This window comes from Herbaspirillum sp. Her3, from assembly GCF_057961275.1.
This window is the reverse complement of the sequence record NZ_CM176328.1, coordinates 2674003-2688046: the sequence shown is the minus strand read 5'-3', so window position 1 is coordinate 2688046 and position 14044 is coordinate 2674003. Positions and strand designations below refer to the sequence as shown.

The following is a 14044-nucleotide window of genomic DNA, read 5'->3' as shown; positions in this document are numbered from 1 at the left end:
AGATTTATATCGTTCAGAATTCAGCGACCGCCGCCGCACCCTCGGCGCGCTGCCGCGCCGTCGCCAGGAACCAGGCATAGCCCAGCGCCAGCAAAGCCACGAAGATGCCGAAGATGAGCGGGTTGTAGTAGATCATGGTGGCCATGCAGACCAGCGCACCGAAGAGCGCAAAGGCCGGGAAGTAGGGATACAGCGGCGCCCGGAACGGCCGCTCCAGTCCCGCCTCGGCACGGCGCAGGCGAAACAGCGACAGCATCGATAGGATGTACATCAGGATCGCGCCGAACACCGACATGGTGACGATGTTGGCGGTGAGCGTCTGGCCGCCGAGGGTAATCAGTTCATCGCTGTAGATGGCGGCGATACCCACCACGCCACCGGCCAGGATGGCCCGGTGCGGGGTCTTGAAACGCGGATGGACGCGAGCGAAATACGCCGGCAGATACCCCTCGCGGGCCAGCGCAAAGATCTGGCGCGAGTAGCCCAGGATGATCCCGTGGAAGGAGGCCACCAACCCGAACAGGCCCAGCCAGACCAGCATGTGCAGCCAGCTGCTGTTGCCGCCGACGATCAGCTTCATGGCCTGCGGCAGCGGATCGTTGATGTTGGCCAGCTTGGTCCAGTCACCCACGCCGCCGGCGAAGAGCATCACGCCGATGGCCAGCACCACCAGGGTCAGAATCCCGGTGATGTAGGCAATCGGAATGGAACGCCTCGGGTCCTTGGCTTCTTCCGCTGCCATGGCCACGCCTTCGATGGCCAGGAAGAACCAGATCGCAAACGGAATCGCCGCGAACATGCCGGGAACCGCCGCCAGGCTGAAGCCGTCGCTGCCAGCCCATCCGCCCTTGGTGAAATTGGCCAGCGAAAAGCCCGGCGCCACCACGCCCATGAAGACCAGCAACTCGAAGATGGCCAGCAGGGTCACGAAGAGTTCAAAGGTGGCCGCGATCTGCACCCCGACGATATTGAGCGTCATGAAGACGAGGTAAGCCCCCAGCGCCGCCAGCTTGGGATCGATATGGGGAAACTGCACGTTGAGATACGCCCCGATGGCCAGCGCGATGGCCGGTGGCGCAAAGACGAATTCGATCAGCGTGGCCGCCCCCGCCAGGTAACCGCCAACCGGCCCGAAGGCGCGCTTGCTGTAGGCAAATGGCCCGCCTGCATGGGGAATGGAGGTGGTCAGCTCGGTAAAGCTGAAGATGAAGGTGGCATACATGGCCGCGATGAACAGCGCCGTCACCGTAAAGCCGAGCGTGCCTGCGCTGGCCCAGCCATAGCTCCAGCCGAAGTATTCGCCGGAAATCACCAGCCCGACCGCAATGGCCCAGAGCTGCAGGGTGGACAGGACGGGCTTGAGCGTATGGCCTTGCCCTGAAGAGCTTGCATTCATTGAATTCTCCTGTTGGCGCGAGAGGGTGTAGCCGCAGCATGGCGGCCATTGTTGTAAGTCTGGCGGGCATGGCGCTTGCTTGATTGGTGTCAATGCGCTGCCCTTGGCTACGCAATATAGCAACCGCAAATCTGGCGGCGTTATCGAAATTCGGCAAACCTGCGCGGCTTCCCCGCCGCCGGTCGATCAAGGAGTCGTTCCATGTCCTCTGTTCTTCTGTCCCAGGCTGACACAGCTGCCACGCACAAGCCGCGCGCATTGCGCACCGCGATTGCGCGCGACGTGGATGAGCACGCCCACAACCTGACCGACTGGGAACAGCGCTACGACCAGATCACCTGCGGCAGCTTCGAAGGCGTGCTGCAGGAGTGGCAGAGCAGCGGCCTGCAGATCTTCCGCGAAGCCAGCAGCCGTGCCGTGCGGCAATCCTGCCAGGTATGGCCGGACGCCTACTGGTTCGGCATCGAGGTGCGCACCAGCGGCATGCGCATCAATGGCCGCCAGGTCGGCGAGGATGTGGTGATGACGCGGCCGGGCGCCTGCGAATTCGAACTGGTCACGCCTGATGCGCATGAGATCTACGGCATCGTGGTCCAGCGCGATGCCTTGCAGGCCAGCGCCACGCGGCTGGGCTGCCAGCCTGACTGGCGCCGCCTGGGCCAGGCCGAGCTGCTCAAGGTAGACCATCAGGGCTTGCAAGACTGCCGCCAGCACATCCATGGGCTCCTGGCACTGGCGGCCCAGGCCAGCGGCGCGCAGGCCCATGCCGCGCTGCAACTGCGCCAGGAAGCCGTGCTGGTCGCGCTGCTGGCCATGCTCGATGAGGGCGAGATCGAGACCGAAGCGGGCGCGAGCTTCCTGCGCCGGCGCCGCATCGTCAACGATGCGCGGGAGTTCGCCATGGCCCATCAGGATAGTCCGGTGACCGTGCCGATGCTGTGCGAGGCGGTCCATGTGAGCCGCCGCACACTGCAATACTGCTTCGAGGATGTGCTGGGCATGAGCCCCATGAATTACCTGCGCTCGCTGCGCCTGAACGGGGTGCGCCGCGCGCTGTGCCAGGGCGATGGCAGTCAGGCCGTGGGCAGCATCGGCGACATCGCGGCAGCCTGGGGCTTCGCCAATTTCAGCCAGTTTTCCTGCGACTACAAGAAACTGTTCGGGCAGACACCCTCGGCCATGCTGCAGGCTCGCACCCGTCACTGAGTATATCGGGCGCTGACTGGGCCGCATCACGGTATATTCTGTACGTATGCATTTGCATGCCAGCCTATACCTGAACCTATGGCAAATTTATCCGCCCTGCTGCTCGCCGCCGCGTTGTCTCTGCCCGTACTGACGACCCAGGCCGCGTCCCCGCCGTCCCGCCAGGCGCTCTCCATCGACGCCGCCACTCCCTACACCATGGCCGTCTACGCCAATGCCGACCTGGGCCAGCTGCCCAGCCATGTAGAGCGCGCGGTCATCATCGTGCATGGGGTCAAGCGCAATGCCGTGGATTACTTCGCCCTCGGCCAGCAACTGCTGCAGCGGGCACAGCTGACACCGGCCAATACACTCTTGCTGGCCCCCAACTTCATGGCACGCAAGGATGCCGGAGGCTTGCCGGACATGCCGATCTGGGGCGGCGCTGCCTGGATGCAGGGAGAGGCGTCCATCCACGGCGTCACGGGCGTGACCAGCTTCGCAGCCCTGGACGACCTCATGCATTGGCTGGCCGAGCCACGGCACTTTCCGGATTTGCGCGAGATCGTGCTGATCGGTCATTCGGCGGGTGCCCAGCTGATGCAGCGCTATGCCCTGCTCAATGGCATCACCGAAGGCCTGGAGCAAGCCGGCATCCACGTGCGCTACGTCATCTCCAGTCCCTCTTCCTATCTGTACCTGAGCGCGGAGCGTCCGCAGGGTGATGGCTTTGCGCTGCCCTCTGCGGCATCCTGCCCGCATTACGACAATTATCGTTATGGACTCGGCCAGGCCCCGGCCTACGTGGCGCAACAGCATCTGGATGGACGCCAGCTCTTTGCCCGTTATGCGGCGCGCGACGTGCGTTACCTGGTTGGGGGCCGGGATGTCAATCCGCAGCATCGTTTCCTCGACAGGTCCTGCGGTGCCGCCTTGCAGGGGCCGACGCGGCTGGCGCGCCAACAGGCTTATCTGGCGTATGAACAATACCTTGCACGGCAATGGCAGATCGCCGTGCAGCATCCACAGCAGGTGATCCCGGAGGCAGCGCATGGCGCTCCCAAACTGTACCGCTCGCCCCTGGCGCTGGGGCTGATCTTCCCGCAGCCGGACCGCTGATGCTGGCGGTGATGGCGTAGAGACGGCACAATGCCCGCAGCCCCAGCCTGAGGATGAGAACCTGCAATGACGGCCAGCCAAGACGACATTTTCTCCCTGGAACACTTCGAGTACCTCTGCTACGCCCGCCAGCAGGAACCGGCCGCGCGGGAACTGGTGCGGCTGCTGCAGCTGATCGACCGCCAGTATGGCCAGCTGACCGGCAAGTTCTCGCTGCAGGTCTCCCCGGCCGTGACCCCGGCCGAGCTGGAACAGCACATGCTCACCCGCGTGACCAGTGCCATCTCGGCCTTGCTGTCGGACCCGAGCTTTCATCTCAGTCCCAGCGGCTTTGGCCAGCTCATCCACTTCCAGCGCTGGCTGGCGGCGCTCTTCGGTGCCAGCCATTTCATCAACGCCGACCACATCCTGCGCTCGCTCAACTTTGGCGGCCCGCAATCGGAGGTGTTCGAAGTCAAGCCGCTGGACCTGGTGAAATTCTGCCTGCTTTATTCGCCCGAATCCGAATTGCCGCTGGACGTGGAAGCGCTCTGGGCGCAAAACAAGCCGCTGGCTGCGGCACTGTTCCTGGCGCTGATGTCGCCGCGCTTTCTCGGCACGCCAGCGGCACACGGCAAGCGAGAAGCGCTGCTGCACTGGCTGCCCGACCGCCTGCATGAACTGGAGTCGCTGGAAGGCTTGCCGGTGGGCGTGCTGCACGACGTCTACATGCATTGCAGCTACGCCGACCTGCCGCAGCGGCACCGCATCAAGGCAGCCATCAACCACTTGGTGGTCAAGAAGCTGCATGCCGAAGGACTGCATGACCTGACGCATGCGGGCCAGGCGCGTGTCGAGGGCAAGCCGGTGATGCTGGTGCTGCTGGAATGGTTTTCGGGCGGGCATTCGATCTATCGCACCCACTCCAAGACGCTGGAAGCGGCGCGCCGCCATTTCCACGTGGTTGCCCTGGGCTATGCCGCCAATACGGATGAACTGGGCCGAGCGGTCTTCGATGAATTCATCACGCTGGAGCAGCCGGGCGACCTGATGGCCAGCCTGCGCAGCGTGCGCGAGATTGCAGAGGCACGCCAGCCGCGCGTGTTCTACATGCCCAGCGTGGGCATGTTCCCCATCACCATGTTCGCCGCCAATCTGCGCGTGGCGCCCTTGCAGGTGGCGGCGCTGGGCCACCCGGCCACCACGCATTCGCCGCGCATCGACTACATCAGCGTGGAAGAGGATTTCGTCGGCGACCCGGCCTGCTTCAGCGAGCCTTTGCTGCGCCTGCCGGCCGATGGCCAGCCCTATCGCCCTACGGCCATTCCCTTCGCCGTACCGCGCCTGGAGCGGCGCGACCAGACTGTGGTGAACGTGGCCATTGCCGCCACCACCATGAAACTCAATCCGCGCTTCCTGATGGCTTGCCAGCGTATCGTCGAATTGGCAGCCCAGGTGCCAGACGGCAAGCGGCGCCAGGTGCGTCTGCACTTCCTGGTCGGCCAGGCGCAAGGGCTGCTGTATCCGCAACTGCAGCGCCTGATCCTGCGCTACCTGCCCACGGCGCAGGTCTATCCGCACCAGCCCTATCAGCAGTACCTGGCTATCTTCAACCAGTGCGACATGTTCCTGTCGCCATTCCCCTTCGGCAATACCAACGGCATCATCGATGCCTTCACGGTTGGCCTGCCGGGCATCTGCAAGACCGGGCCGGAAGTCTTCGAGCACATCGACGAAGGGCTGTTCCGCCGAGTCGGCCTGCCGGACTGGACTATCACGGGCACCCTGGACGACTACATCCTGGCCGCCGTGCGCCTGGCCACTAGTTATGCCGAACGCAGCGCACTCTATGCGCTACTGGCTGATCCGCAAGCAATGCAAACACTCTTCGAAGGACGGCCGGAATCGCTGGGAGATGCGCTTGCTGCGCTGTGCAGCGGGGATTCGGCCCGCTGAGGATTCAGGCAGGCAGGACGGGCGCCGCCTGTTCCGGCGGCAAGGCCGCCAGCACCGGCAGGCCGAGCGCCTGGCGCCGCTGCTGGCAGGCTGGATTGGGCTGACCATCGGCCTCCCATGGAGAGAATTCGCGGCAGGGGCTGGGCCGCTGGGGGTAGATGCTGCATCCCACCCCGGGCCGGCCCAGTTCGCCGACCAGTGCAACGCAGCGGCCATGACCCTTTTCCGTGCCCTTCATGCAGGCCATGGTGTCATTGATCTTGCTGGTCAGTTCTACCGGCACGATGCCGCCCAGCCCGTCGCTGAGCTCGCCGCAATAGAAGGACACGCGGAAGTGCGCGCAGCAGCCTCCGCAGGAAGTGCAAGGATTGTCGGGGGAGTCGGCCATGTCGGTGAAGAGGCGGTCTTCATCGATGATCCAGTGGAGGGCGGTGTTTGCAGACATGTAAAAGCCGAAGACAGAAATCATCATTGATACGAAAATCACTGCCGTGCATTATCCCGTTTTCGGGTGAAAGATCGCAACGAGCCCATCTTTCGAACTCGCTCCAACGAGCGCCCCAGGCTTGAGCAACACCTGACATCCGGCACAAAAAGTTACGTCAGCACAACTTCCAGTCCCATGCGTCAATCCTTGTTTGCCTCTCAGAAAACCAACCATGCCAGTTCCTGTTGAATACAGCCGAGCCTCAGAAATCTTTTACGATTTTCTTATCGAGGTACGGGACAGCGCCGATCTGTGGAGTACCCACGTGACTTACACGATGGTCGAGGGCGTGCTGCGCACGTTCCGGCGCCGCTTGACCGTCCAGCAGACCATTGAATTTGCTGCGCTGCTGCCCGTTTGCCTGCGCGCGATGCTGTTCGAACGCTGGGACGCCAGCGAGCGCCTGCTGAGCTTCGGCACCAGAGCCAGCATGACCGAGGAGGTGCGCGCGCTGCGCGAACGCCATAATTTTTCGACGGATAACGCCATCGCGCTGGTGGCCAAGGCGCTGCTCAAGCGCGTTGACCAGAAATGTTTTTTTGACTTCCTGTCGGGTCTGCCTGCAGGTGCCATTGAATTCTGGACGCCACCGCCCTCCGAAGAGAAGGCGCAAGCGATAGAACATCCCCGTTAAGCAGACCAGACATGCCAGGGCCTGTTCAGCTCCCCTTGCGCTCCTTGAACACCGGCACGAACATGTCATGCCACACGGCTGGCTTGGTCTTGATGGTGCCGGCTTTGCTCATGAAGACCACGTACTGCATGATGTCCACCGGCGTTGTGCTGAACTCGGTGCCTGGATCGGCCAGCATCTGCTCCACCTCCTCCTGCGGCAGCTTCAGCTTGGACACGCGCAGGAAGATCTCGGCCGCGCCCTTGCGGTTCTTGGCGATGTAGGCGTTGGCCTCTTCCTGTGCAGCCATGAAGGCCTGGGTCAGCTTGGGATTCTTGTCGGTAAAGGACTTCAACGCAAACACCACGTCGATGGTGATGTGGCCCAGCACGTCGGTGGAGTTCAGCACGCGGGTGATGCCGGGGGCCTTGGCTTCCTGGTAGGAGAACGGCGGCGAGGTGAAGTGGGCGGTGATTTCGGTCTTGCCCGAGACCAGCGAAGCCATCGCTTCCGGATGCGACAGACTCACCGTGAGCGGGTCCAGCTTGGCATAGTTCTCGATGCCGAAGGTCTTGGCCGCCGCCATCTGCAGCAGCACCGCCGACAGCGACGTCTTGATGCCCGGGATGGCGATCTTGTCCTTGGGCGTGAAGTCCTTCAGCGACTTGACGTTGGGATTGTTGGTATTGAGCCAGAGCGGCGACGTCGACAAGGCGCCCAGCCCAACCACTTCCGAACGCGGGATGCCGTGCGCCTTGGACCACAGCGTCACGAAGCCCGGGGCACCGGTGCCGGCGATATCGAGATTGCCGGCCAGCATGGCGTCATTGATGACGTTGCCGCCATCGAGCAGCACCCACTTGGTCTTGACGTCGCCCAAGCCCATGGCCTTGGCGTGCTTCTCCACCAGGTTCTGGTCGCGGATCACCATCAGCGGCAAATACAGCAGGCCATAGCCGTGCGAGATGCGCACTTCCTGCGCTTCGGCATGGGCCGTGCCGGATACGCCGGACAGCGCCAGGGCACTGGCCAGCATCAAACTGGTAAAGGTACGTCGTTGCATTGTTGTCTCCTGAAGGTCGTCAGTTTATCGGTCTTGTATGGGTTGTTGCGTATTGATGTATGGTTCGCGTGGGCCTTGTATGCAGACAAGGCCCGACGGCTCAGTGCTGCATGCCCCAGCGGCGGATGGTGCGTTTTTCGATCTGGGCGAAGATCAGGTTTTCCACGACCAGGCCGATGATGATCACGAAGAACAGGCCCGAGAACACATTGGCCGTTTCCAGCTGGTTGCGGTTTTCGAAGATGTACCAGCCCAGGCCACCGGCCCCGGAGGAAACGCCAAAGACCAGCTCGGCCGCGATCAGGGTCCGCCAGGCGAAAGCCCAGCCCACCTTCAGCCCGGTGAGGATGCTGGGGAAGGCCGCAGGAATGAGGATCGACTTCACCAGCGAGAAGCGGCGTAAACCGTAGTTCTGACCAACCATGCGCAGCGTGTTGGAGACCGCACGGAAACCCCCATGCGTATTCAAGGCCACCGCCCACAGCACCGAGTGCACCAGCACGAAGATGATGCTGCCGGTGCCCAGGCCGAACCAGATCAGTGCCAGCGGCAGAAGCGCAATGGCCGGCAGCGGGTTGAACATGGAGGTCAGCGTTTCCAGCAGGTCGTTGCCGATGCGCGAGCTGATGGCCACCGTCGTCAGCAACCCGGCCAGCAGGATGCCCAGGCCATAGCCGACCAGCAGCGTCTGCATCGACACGGCCGCACGCTGCAGCAGCACGCCGCTGCCGATACCGGAGAGGAAGGCTTGCACCGTCTCGCTGAAGCTGGGGAAGAGCAAGGCATTGTCCAGCCAGCGGCCATAGACTTCCCAGATCAGGGCCAGCACCAGCAGGATCACGGTCTTGCGCAGCCAGCCCAGACGATAGAGCGACTCGAAGGCCGACAGCGGCCGCTGGACCTCAGCGGTGGCGTCGGGATTGGGGTCCACCAGGATTTCCGGGCGGACGAAGGGCAGATTGGTTTGCATGTGGGTGTCTCCGGCGCAGCGCAGTGATCAGTGATGGGCGAACAGCATGTCGTTGATGCGGGTTTCCAGCTCGGCCTGGGCGGCCGTCCCCAGCTGGCCGGGATCGATGCTATTGAGTTCGGCGCGGACCTGGCCGGGATGGGGCGTCAGCAGCAGGATGCGGGTGCCCACGCGGATCGCTTCTTCAATCGAGTGGGTCACGAAGAGCACCGTGAACTGGGTGTCGTCCCACAGGCGCAGCAGCTCGTCCTGCATCTTGCGGCGGGTCAGCGCATCGAGGGCGGCGAAGGGTTCATCCATCAGCAGCACGTCAGGCTCCATGGCCATGCCACGGGCGATGGACACGCGCTGTTTCATGCCACCGGAGAGCATGTGCGGATAGCTGTCGATGAACTTGGCCAGCCCGACCTTGCCGATGTAGTACTCGGCGCGTTCGGCGGCGGCCTTGCCGTGCAGGCGGCCACTGGCGTGCAGCGCGAATTCGACGTTCTGGCGCACCGTCTTCCAGGGCAGCAGCTGGTCGAATTCCTGGAACACCATCATGCGGTCCGGACCGGGTTCGTGCACTTCCCGGCCCTTGAGGCGGATCGCCCCCGAGGTCGGCTGCAGGTAGCCGCCGATGGCCTTGAGCAAGGTGGACTTGCCGCAACCCGAGGGGCCCAGCAGGATGTAGCGGTCGCCCGGATGGACGTTGAAGCTCACGTTCTGGGTGGCCGTCACCAGCGAATCAGTGGTCTTGTATTGCAGCGTGACGCGATCGATTTCCAGCAGCGGACGCGAGGGGTCGAGGATCGACGCACCTTGGGCAGGGTCGCTCATGCAGGTCTCCAAATGATTTATAGGATTTATGGTGTTGAGGATGCTAGGCCGCGAAGCTGTAACCAATCTGACTAAATCCTGACGACTATTGCCGACATACGGTTCAGGCATACAATGGCGCCCTGCCCAAGCAGCGCCAACAGCTGCGGCATCGCAAAACACTGGAGATCCCCATGCGCATCCTGCTGGTCGAAGACACCGCCGACGTGGCCGAGGCCATCGTTTCCCATCTCACCCGCACCGGCCATACCGTGGAATGGGAAAACCATGGCGGCCAGGCCGCGCGCCGCCTGGGTGAAGCCTTCGACCTGCTGATCCTGGACGTGATGCTGCCGCAGACCGACGGCTTCGCCCTGCTGGAGCAATTGCGTGCACGCGGCCAGCATACGCCGGTCCTGATGCTGACCGCCTGCGGCGAGATCGAGGAAAGGGTGCGGGCGCTGGACCTGGGCGCGGACGATTACCTGGTCAAGCCCTTCGACTTTCGCGAGCTGGAGGCGCGCATCCGCGTGCTGCTGCGCCGTAGCGGCGGCGAATCGACCAACTTGCTGCAATGTGCCAACCTGTGCATCGACCGCAAGAGTCGCAGCGCCACGCTGGACGGCCAGCCCATCGAACTGACCCGGCGCGAGGTGACGCTGCTGGAAATCATCGCCGCGCGGCCGGGGCGCATCTTCAACAAGGATGAGTTGATGGACCGCCTCTTCACGGTCGACGACACGCCCAACGCCAATACGGTCGAGCAATACGTGGCGCGCCTGCGCAAGAAGCTGGCCGGCGCCGCCTTCGAGATCCGCACCCTGCGCGGGCTGGGCTACCAGCTGGTGCTGCACGCACCGGCGGCCGGCGACGTGGCTGCATCCAGCCCTGCCGGCGCACTGCACTGATGCTGGGCCGTTCGCCGCACGTCGTCGCCGGGCGCTCGCTCTATACGCGGCTGGTGGTGCGCGTGGGCGCGGTGCTGCTGGTCAGTGCCGCCGCGCTGCTCATTGCCATCTGGATCTCCACCCAACTGGCCGCACGCCAGGCCTATGACCGCATCCTGGCCGGCAGCGCCTTGCAGATCGCCGAGAACACCTGGTACGACCATGGCGAGGTCAACGTCGACGTGCCGCTGGCAGCCCTGTCCATGTTGGGCACGGGCGACCATGCCATCTATGTGGTGTTCGATCCGCGCGGGCGGGTGATCGCGGGCGATGGGGAGTTCCGGCCGGAGATTCCCTGGGATGCGCTGGAGCAAGGGCCACTGCTGCGCGACGGCGACTATCTCGGCACGCCGGTACGCATGGCCATCATCGGCCGCCGCATGCCGGTCGACGGCCCCCATCCCTGGGCCGTGATCGTGCTGGCCCAGACCAACAATGCCCGCATGTCCTTTGCACAGAGCCTGGGCAGCAAGGCCCTGATCGTGATCGTGGCCATGAGCGTTCTCACGATTTTGGCAGCGATGTTCACCTTGTATCAGGCGCTGGCGCCGCTCAAGCGCATCGAGGCGGCCATCCGCGAACGGGACCTGAACGATCTTTCACCTCTGTCGTTAACCGTGCCTGCCGAGACCCATGCGCTGGTCTCAGCCATCAATGCCTTCATGGAAAGGCTGGTGGTGCATCGCGCCACCATGCGCCGTGTCATCGGCGATGCCGCGCATCAGTTGCGCACGCCCGTCACCGCCCTGGTAGCCCAGATGGAACTGCTGGCCAGCGAGACCAGCGAAGACAAGCGCCAGCGCCACCTGGCCCTGCTGCGCGAACGCACGCGCAACCTGGGGGCGCTGGTCAATCAGCTCATCAACCATGCCATGGTCCAGCATCGCAACGACAGCCGCTTGCAGCAACGCATCGAACTGGGCGAACTGGTGCGCTCGCAGATGACCGAAGTGCTCTCCAACCGCGCCCGCACCCCGCACGACCTGGCGCTGGACGTGCCGCCGCTGCCCTGCCTGATCCAGGGCGATGCCATCGCGCTGGGCGAGGCCATCAAGAACATCCTCGACAATGCCCTGCAATACGGCGCACCGGGCCTGCTGCACGTACGCCTGGACAGCGACGGCAAGCGCCACCGGCTCAGCTTCATCGATGACGGCCCGGGGATCGCGGCCGAGGATTGGGAGCGATTGCGCAAGCCCTTCGCCCCGCGCGGCGAGAACCGCATGGGCGCCAGCCTGGGACTATCCATCGTGGAAGAAGTGATGCGCGCGCATGCCGGGGAGATGCGGTTTGCCTATCTGCCCGATGGGCATTTTTCGGTCATGCTGGACTTCCCGGCCTGGCAGGAGCCGGCCTGATCGTGCGGATCAGCGCCCTACTTCCACTCCAGGATCGCATTGCGGCGGTCCAGCCAATGCACCTTCACGTTGCCCGGTGCCACCTTGCGTGCGGCACAGGCGCTGGCCGCCAGGCTGAAGGGTGCGTCGTAGTAGCGACCGCTGGCCGAAGAGCGCAGCGCGGTCTGTGGCGCATTGCGGGCGATCCAGTCAGCCGCGTTGGTGCGCAGGAAGATCATGCAGGCGCTGCCGCTGGTCTCGGCCACCTGGCAGGTGCAGCTGTTGCCGGAGGTGGTGATGGGCTCGCTCAAGGGCGGGTTGCGGTTCAGCGCATCCGGCACCGGCACGGGGACAGGAACGGCCTGCTGCGGACCATAGTGGCCACCCAGGTCGCGCGTGGTGACCTGGGCGGTGGCCGGCAGGATCAGGGCGCTCAGCAGCAGCGGCAACAGGCGGATTGATTGCATGGTCGAGGTCTCCCCGTCGTTCAGGCCCGCGTACGCAGGCGATACAGGCTGGTGGTTTCCTTGCTGCGCGCCGCATGCAGGGGATCATCGCGATCGATGGCCTTGCCGTGGCGCGGTTTGATATCGTGCCGTGCCACCACCTCCAGCCCGGCCTGGGCGATGGCCTCGGCCAGCATGGCAGGCGGACGCAAGCCCAGGTGCTCGGCGAAATCGGACATGATGAGCCAGCCTTCACCCTGCGGCGTCAGGTGCTCGGCCAGGCCCTTGAGATAGCCCAGCAGCATGCGGCTGTCAGGATCGTAGACCGCGTGCTCGATGGGCGAACTCGGCCGCGCCGGCAGCCAGGGCGGATTGCAGACGATCAGCGGTGCGCGGCCCGGCGGAAACAGGTCCGCCTGTTGCAATTCGACCTTGGCCAATACGCCCAGCCCTTGCAGGTTCTCTCGCGCGCACGCCAGGGCGCGCGGGTCCATGTCAGTAGCGACGATCTTGCGTACGCCGCGCTGGGCCAGCACCGCGGACAGCACGCCACTGCCCACGCCGACATCGAAGGCCAGCTCGGTGGAGGGCAGCGGCGCTTGCGCCACCAGGTCCACATATTCGCCCCGCACGGGGGAGAAAACGCCGTACCAGGGATGGATGCGGCCACCGAGTGCGCCGATTTCCACGCCCTTCTTGCGCCATTCATGCGCGCCGATCAAGCCCTGCAGCTCACGTAGCGAGACCGCGAAGGCCTCACCTGCCAGCGCCGCATCGTAGGCTTCGCTGCAGGCGGCCTGCACCTCGGGTGCGCGCCGCAACGGCACCACGAAGCCGGGATCGACGGGGATGAGCAACATGCCCAGGATGCGTGCGCGCTGGGCCTGCATCTGGCGATGATGATGAAAAGCTTGTGCCGGGCTGTCGGCGGCCGGTCTGGTCTTGCTCTTGGCCTGGGCGCGTTCGCGGGCGCGGTCGACCCGGCGGCCCAGGGCCTGCAGCAGTTGCCGCGCATTCTGGAAGTCGCCGCGCCAGAGCAGGCCAGTGCCCTCGCAGGCCAGCTTGTAGGCGCTGTCGGCGGCCAACCGGTCATCGGCCTCGACGATGCGCTTGGGCGGCGGGTTGCCGGCCTCCGAGTGCCAGCGCAGCCGCTGCGGGGTGGCACCGGAGGACCAGGTGATGAAAGGAGAAGTGTCGTCGTGTGAGGTCATGAATCCGGGTCAGCAGGGGCGGCGCAGGAAGCGCCGCGCAAAAAACAGCCGCCAGTGTAACAAAGCAGGCCCGCCGCGCAGTGCTGCCGGAACTTCCCCTGCCCTATGACGCCCAAACAGCAGAACTTGATGCCGGGCAAACCCCGGCGCATTTTTTTGCCGGCCCGGTGGCGATGCGCCTATGATGGAGCCGGTCAATCACCGAAGGAGAATCCATGAGCGAGCCCATGCAAACCCCAGCTTTCGATCACCAGCGCCTGTTGGAGATGGTCGGCCAGTTCGAGGCGGAATTGCAGAAACTGCCGGCCGGCAGTAGCGAGGCCGACCAGTTGCGCGAGGACATCGCCCGCCTGCGGCAACACCTGAGCGAACCGCAGCCGCATGCCGGCCATGTCGGCGACACCTGGCAATCCCTGCGCCGCGCCGCCGACAGCCTGGAAAACCAGGTCTTGAAGGATAGCCCGTACATCACCGAGATGGGGCGGATCATCGGGCTGATCTGAACTGACCGTGAATGGGGCGGACCTCACGCCCAAT

The 14044-nt window shown here is 64.3% G+C and carries 14 protein-coding genes; 7 read left to right on the top strand and 7 right to left on the bottom strand.

The window, feature by feature from the left end:
* Positions 1-13 precede the first annotated feature (13 nt).
* Positions 14-1396, bottom strand: coding sequence for an ethanolamine permease (gene eat, locus ACVC5H_RS12335; RefSeq protein ID WP_489622565.1), 1383 nt, complete (start codon positions 1394-1396; stop codon positions 14-16).
* 201 nt (positions 1397-1597) lie between these two features.
* On the opposite strand from eat, the gene ACVC5H_RS12330 reads away from it, so the two are divergent.
* From ACVC5H_RS12330 to ACVC5H_RS12320, 3 genes are all read left to right on the top strand, one after another.
* The gene (locus tag ACVC5H_RS12330) at positions 1598-2602 is read left to right on the top strand and encodes a helix-turn-helix domain-containing protein (protein ID WP_489622564.1); all 1005 of its coding nucleotides are present in this window, start codon (positions 1598-1600) and stop codon (positions 2600-2602) included.
* 78 nt (positions 2603-2680) lie between these two features.
* Positions 2681-3700 carry a hypothetical protein gene (locus tag ACVC5H_RS12325; RefSeq protein WP_489622563.1) on the top strand — a complete coding sequence of 340 codons (1020 nt, stop codon included), beginning with the start codon at positions 2681-2683 and terminating at the stop codon, positions 3698-3700.
* 66 nt (positions 3701-3766) lie between these two features.
* Positions 3767-5635 (top strand): peptide transporter, encoded by a 1869-nt coding sequence (locus tag ACVC5H_RS12320; RefSeq protein ID WP_489622562.1) that lies wholly within the window; start codon positions 3767-3769, stop codon positions 5633-5635.
* A gap of 4 nt (positions 5636-5639) precedes the next feature.
* Here ACVC5H_RS12320 and ACVC5H_RS12315 read toward each other — a convergent pair whose 3' ends face one another.
* Positions 5640-6080: a YkgJ family cysteine cluster protein gene (locus ACVC5H_RS12315; protein WP_489622561.1), complete on the bottom strand. Its 441-nt coding sequence runs from the start codon at positions 6078-6080 to the stop codon at positions 5640-5642.
* 214 nt (positions 6081-6294) lie between these two features.
* Here ACVC5H_RS12315 and ACVC5H_RS12310 point away from each other — a divergent pair, with 214 nt between their 5' ends.
* Positions 6295-6756, top strand: a complete 462-nt coding sequence (locus tag ACVC5H_RS12310; RefSeq protein WP_489622560.1) for a DUF2267 domain-containing protein — start codon at positions 6295-6297, stop codon at positions 6754-6756.
* A gap of 25 nt (positions 6757-6781) precedes the next feature.
* Here ACVC5H_RS12310 and ACVC5H_RS12305 read toward each other — a convergent pair whose 3' ends face one another.
* The 3 genes from ACVC5H_RS12305 to ACVC5H_RS12295 form a co-directional block, all read right to left on the bottom strand.
* Positions 6782-7798, bottom strand: coding sequence for an ABC transporter substrate-binding protein (locus tag ACVC5H_RS12305; protein ID WP_489622559.1), 1017 nt, complete (start codon positions 7796-7798; stop codon positions 6782-6784).
* Positions 7799-7898: 100 nt separating this feature from the next.
* Positions 7899-8768, bottom strand: coding sequence for an ABC transporter permease (locus tag ACVC5H_RS12300; RefSeq protein ID WP_489622558.1), 870 nt, complete (start codon positions 8766-8768; stop codon positions 7899-7901).
* A 27-nt stretch (positions 8769-8795) separates the two neighbouring features.
* Positions 8796-9587: an ABC transporter ATP-binding protein gene (locus ACVC5H_RS12295; protein ID WP_489622557.1), complete on the bottom strand. Its 792-nt coding sequence runs from the start codon at positions 9585-9587 to the stop codon at positions 8796-8798.
* A 173-nt stretch (positions 9588-9760) separates the two neighbouring features.
* Here ACVC5H_RS12295 and ACVC5H_RS12290 point away from each other — a divergent pair, with 173 nt between their 5' ends.
* Together ACVC5H_RS12290 and ACVC5H_RS12285 are read left to right on the top strand one after the other, a co-directional pair.
* A complete protein-coding gene (locus ACVC5H_RS12290; protein ID WP_489622556.1) occupies positions 9761-10474 on the top strand; it encodes a response regulator transcription factor in 714 nt (237 codons plus the stop codon).
* Positions 10474-11871: a sensor histidine kinase gene (locus tag ACVC5H_RS12285; protein WP_489622555.1), complete on the top strand. Its 1398-nt coding sequence runs from the start codon at positions 10474-10476 to the stop codon at positions 11869-11871. The genes ACVC5H_RS12290 and ACVC5H_RS12285 overlap by 1 nt, the downstream gene beginning before the upstream one ends.
* A 17-nt stretch (positions 11872-11888) precedes the next feature.
* Here the strand turns inward: ACVC5H_RS12285 and ACVC5H_RS12280 are convergent, their stop codons facing one another.
* Together ACVC5H_RS12280 and ACVC5H_RS12275 are read right to left on the bottom strand one after the other, a co-directional pair.
* Positions 11889-12317, bottom strand: a complete 429-nt coding sequence (locus ACVC5H_RS12280; RefSeq protein WP_489622554.1) for a hypothetical protein — start codon at positions 12315-12317, stop codon at positions 11889-11891.
* Between the two features lie 20 nt (positions 12318-12337).
* The gene (locus tag ACVC5H_RS12275) at positions 12338-13507 is read right to left on the bottom strand and encodes a 50S ribosomal protein L11 methyltransferase (protein WP_489622553.1); all 1170 of its coding nucleotides are present in this window, start codon (positions 13505-13507) and stop codon (positions 12338-12340) included.
* 215 nt (positions 13508-13722) lie between these two features.
* Between ACVC5H_RS12275 and ACVC5H_RS12270 the strand changes: the two genes are divergently transcribed.
* On the top strand, positions 13723-14010 hold the full coding sequence (locus tag ACVC5H_RS12270) for a hypothetical protein (RefSeq protein WP_489622552.1): 288 nt from the start codon (positions 13723-13725) through the stop codon (positions 14008-14010).
* The last annotated feature ends 34 nt before the right edge of the window (positions 14011-14044 follow it).

Excerpts from the sequence above, each read along its gene's own strand:
- eat (WP_489622565.1), bottom strand. The coding sequence starts at position 1,396 with ATGAATGCAAGCTCTTCAGGGCAAGGCCATACGCTCAAGCCCGTCCTG.
- ACVC5H_RS12315 (WP_489622561.1), bottom strand. The coding sequence starts at position 6,080 with ATGTCTGCAAACACCGCCCTCCACTGGATCATCGATGAAGACCGCCTC.
- ACVC5H_RS12300 (WP_489622558.1), bottom strand. The coding sequence starts at position 8,768 with ATGCAAACCAATCTGCCCTTCGTCCGCCCGGAAATCCTGGTGGACCCC.
- ACVC5H_RS12325 (WP_489622563.1), top strand. The coding sequence starts at position 2,681 with ATGGCAAATTTATCCGCCCTGCTGCTCGCCGCCGCGTTGTCTCTGCCC.
- ACVC5H_RS12290 (WP_489622556.1), top strand. The coding sequence starts at position 9,761 with ATGCGCATCCTGCTGGTCGAAGACACCGCCGACGTGGCCGAGGCCATC.
- ACVC5H_RS12305 (WP_489622559.1), bottom strand. The coding sequence starts at position 7,798 with ATGCAACGACGTACCTTTACCAGTTTGATGCTGGCCAGTGCCCTGGCG.
- ACVC5H_RS12280 (WP_489622554.1), bottom strand. The coding sequence starts at position 12,317 with ATGCAATCAATCCGCCTGTTGCCGCTGCTGCTGAGCGCCCTGATCCTG.
- ACVC5H_RS12310 (WP_489622560.1), top strand. The coding sequence starts at position 6,295 with ATGCCAGTTCCTGTTGAATACAGCCGAGCCTCAGAAATCTTTTACGAT.
- ACVC5H_RS12320 (WP_489622562.1), top strand. The coding sequence starts at position 3,767 with ATGACGGCCAGCCAAGACGACATTTTCTCCCTGGAACACTTCGAGTAC.
- ACVC5H_RS12275 (WP_489622553.1), bottom strand. The coding sequence starts at position 13,507 with ATGACCTCACACGACGACACTTCTCCTTTCATCACCTGGTCCTCCGGT.
- ACVC5H_RS12285 (WP_489622555.1), top strand. The coding sequence starts at position 10,474 with ATGCTGGGCCGTTCGCCGCACGTCGTCGCCGGGCGCTCGCTCTATACG.
- ACVC5H_RS12330 (WP_489622564.1), top strand. The coding sequence starts at position 1,598 with ATGTCCTCTGTTCTTCTGTCCCAGGCTGACACAGCTGCCACGCACAAG.
- ACVC5H_RS12295 (WP_489622557.1), bottom strand. The coding sequence starts at position 9,587 with ATGAGCGACCCTGCCCAAGGTGCGTCGATCCTCGACCCCTCGCGTCCG.
- ACVC5H_RS12270 (WP_489622552.1), top strand. The coding sequence starts at position 13,723 with ATGAGCGAGCCCATGCAAACCCCAGCTTTCGATCACCAGCGCCTGTTG.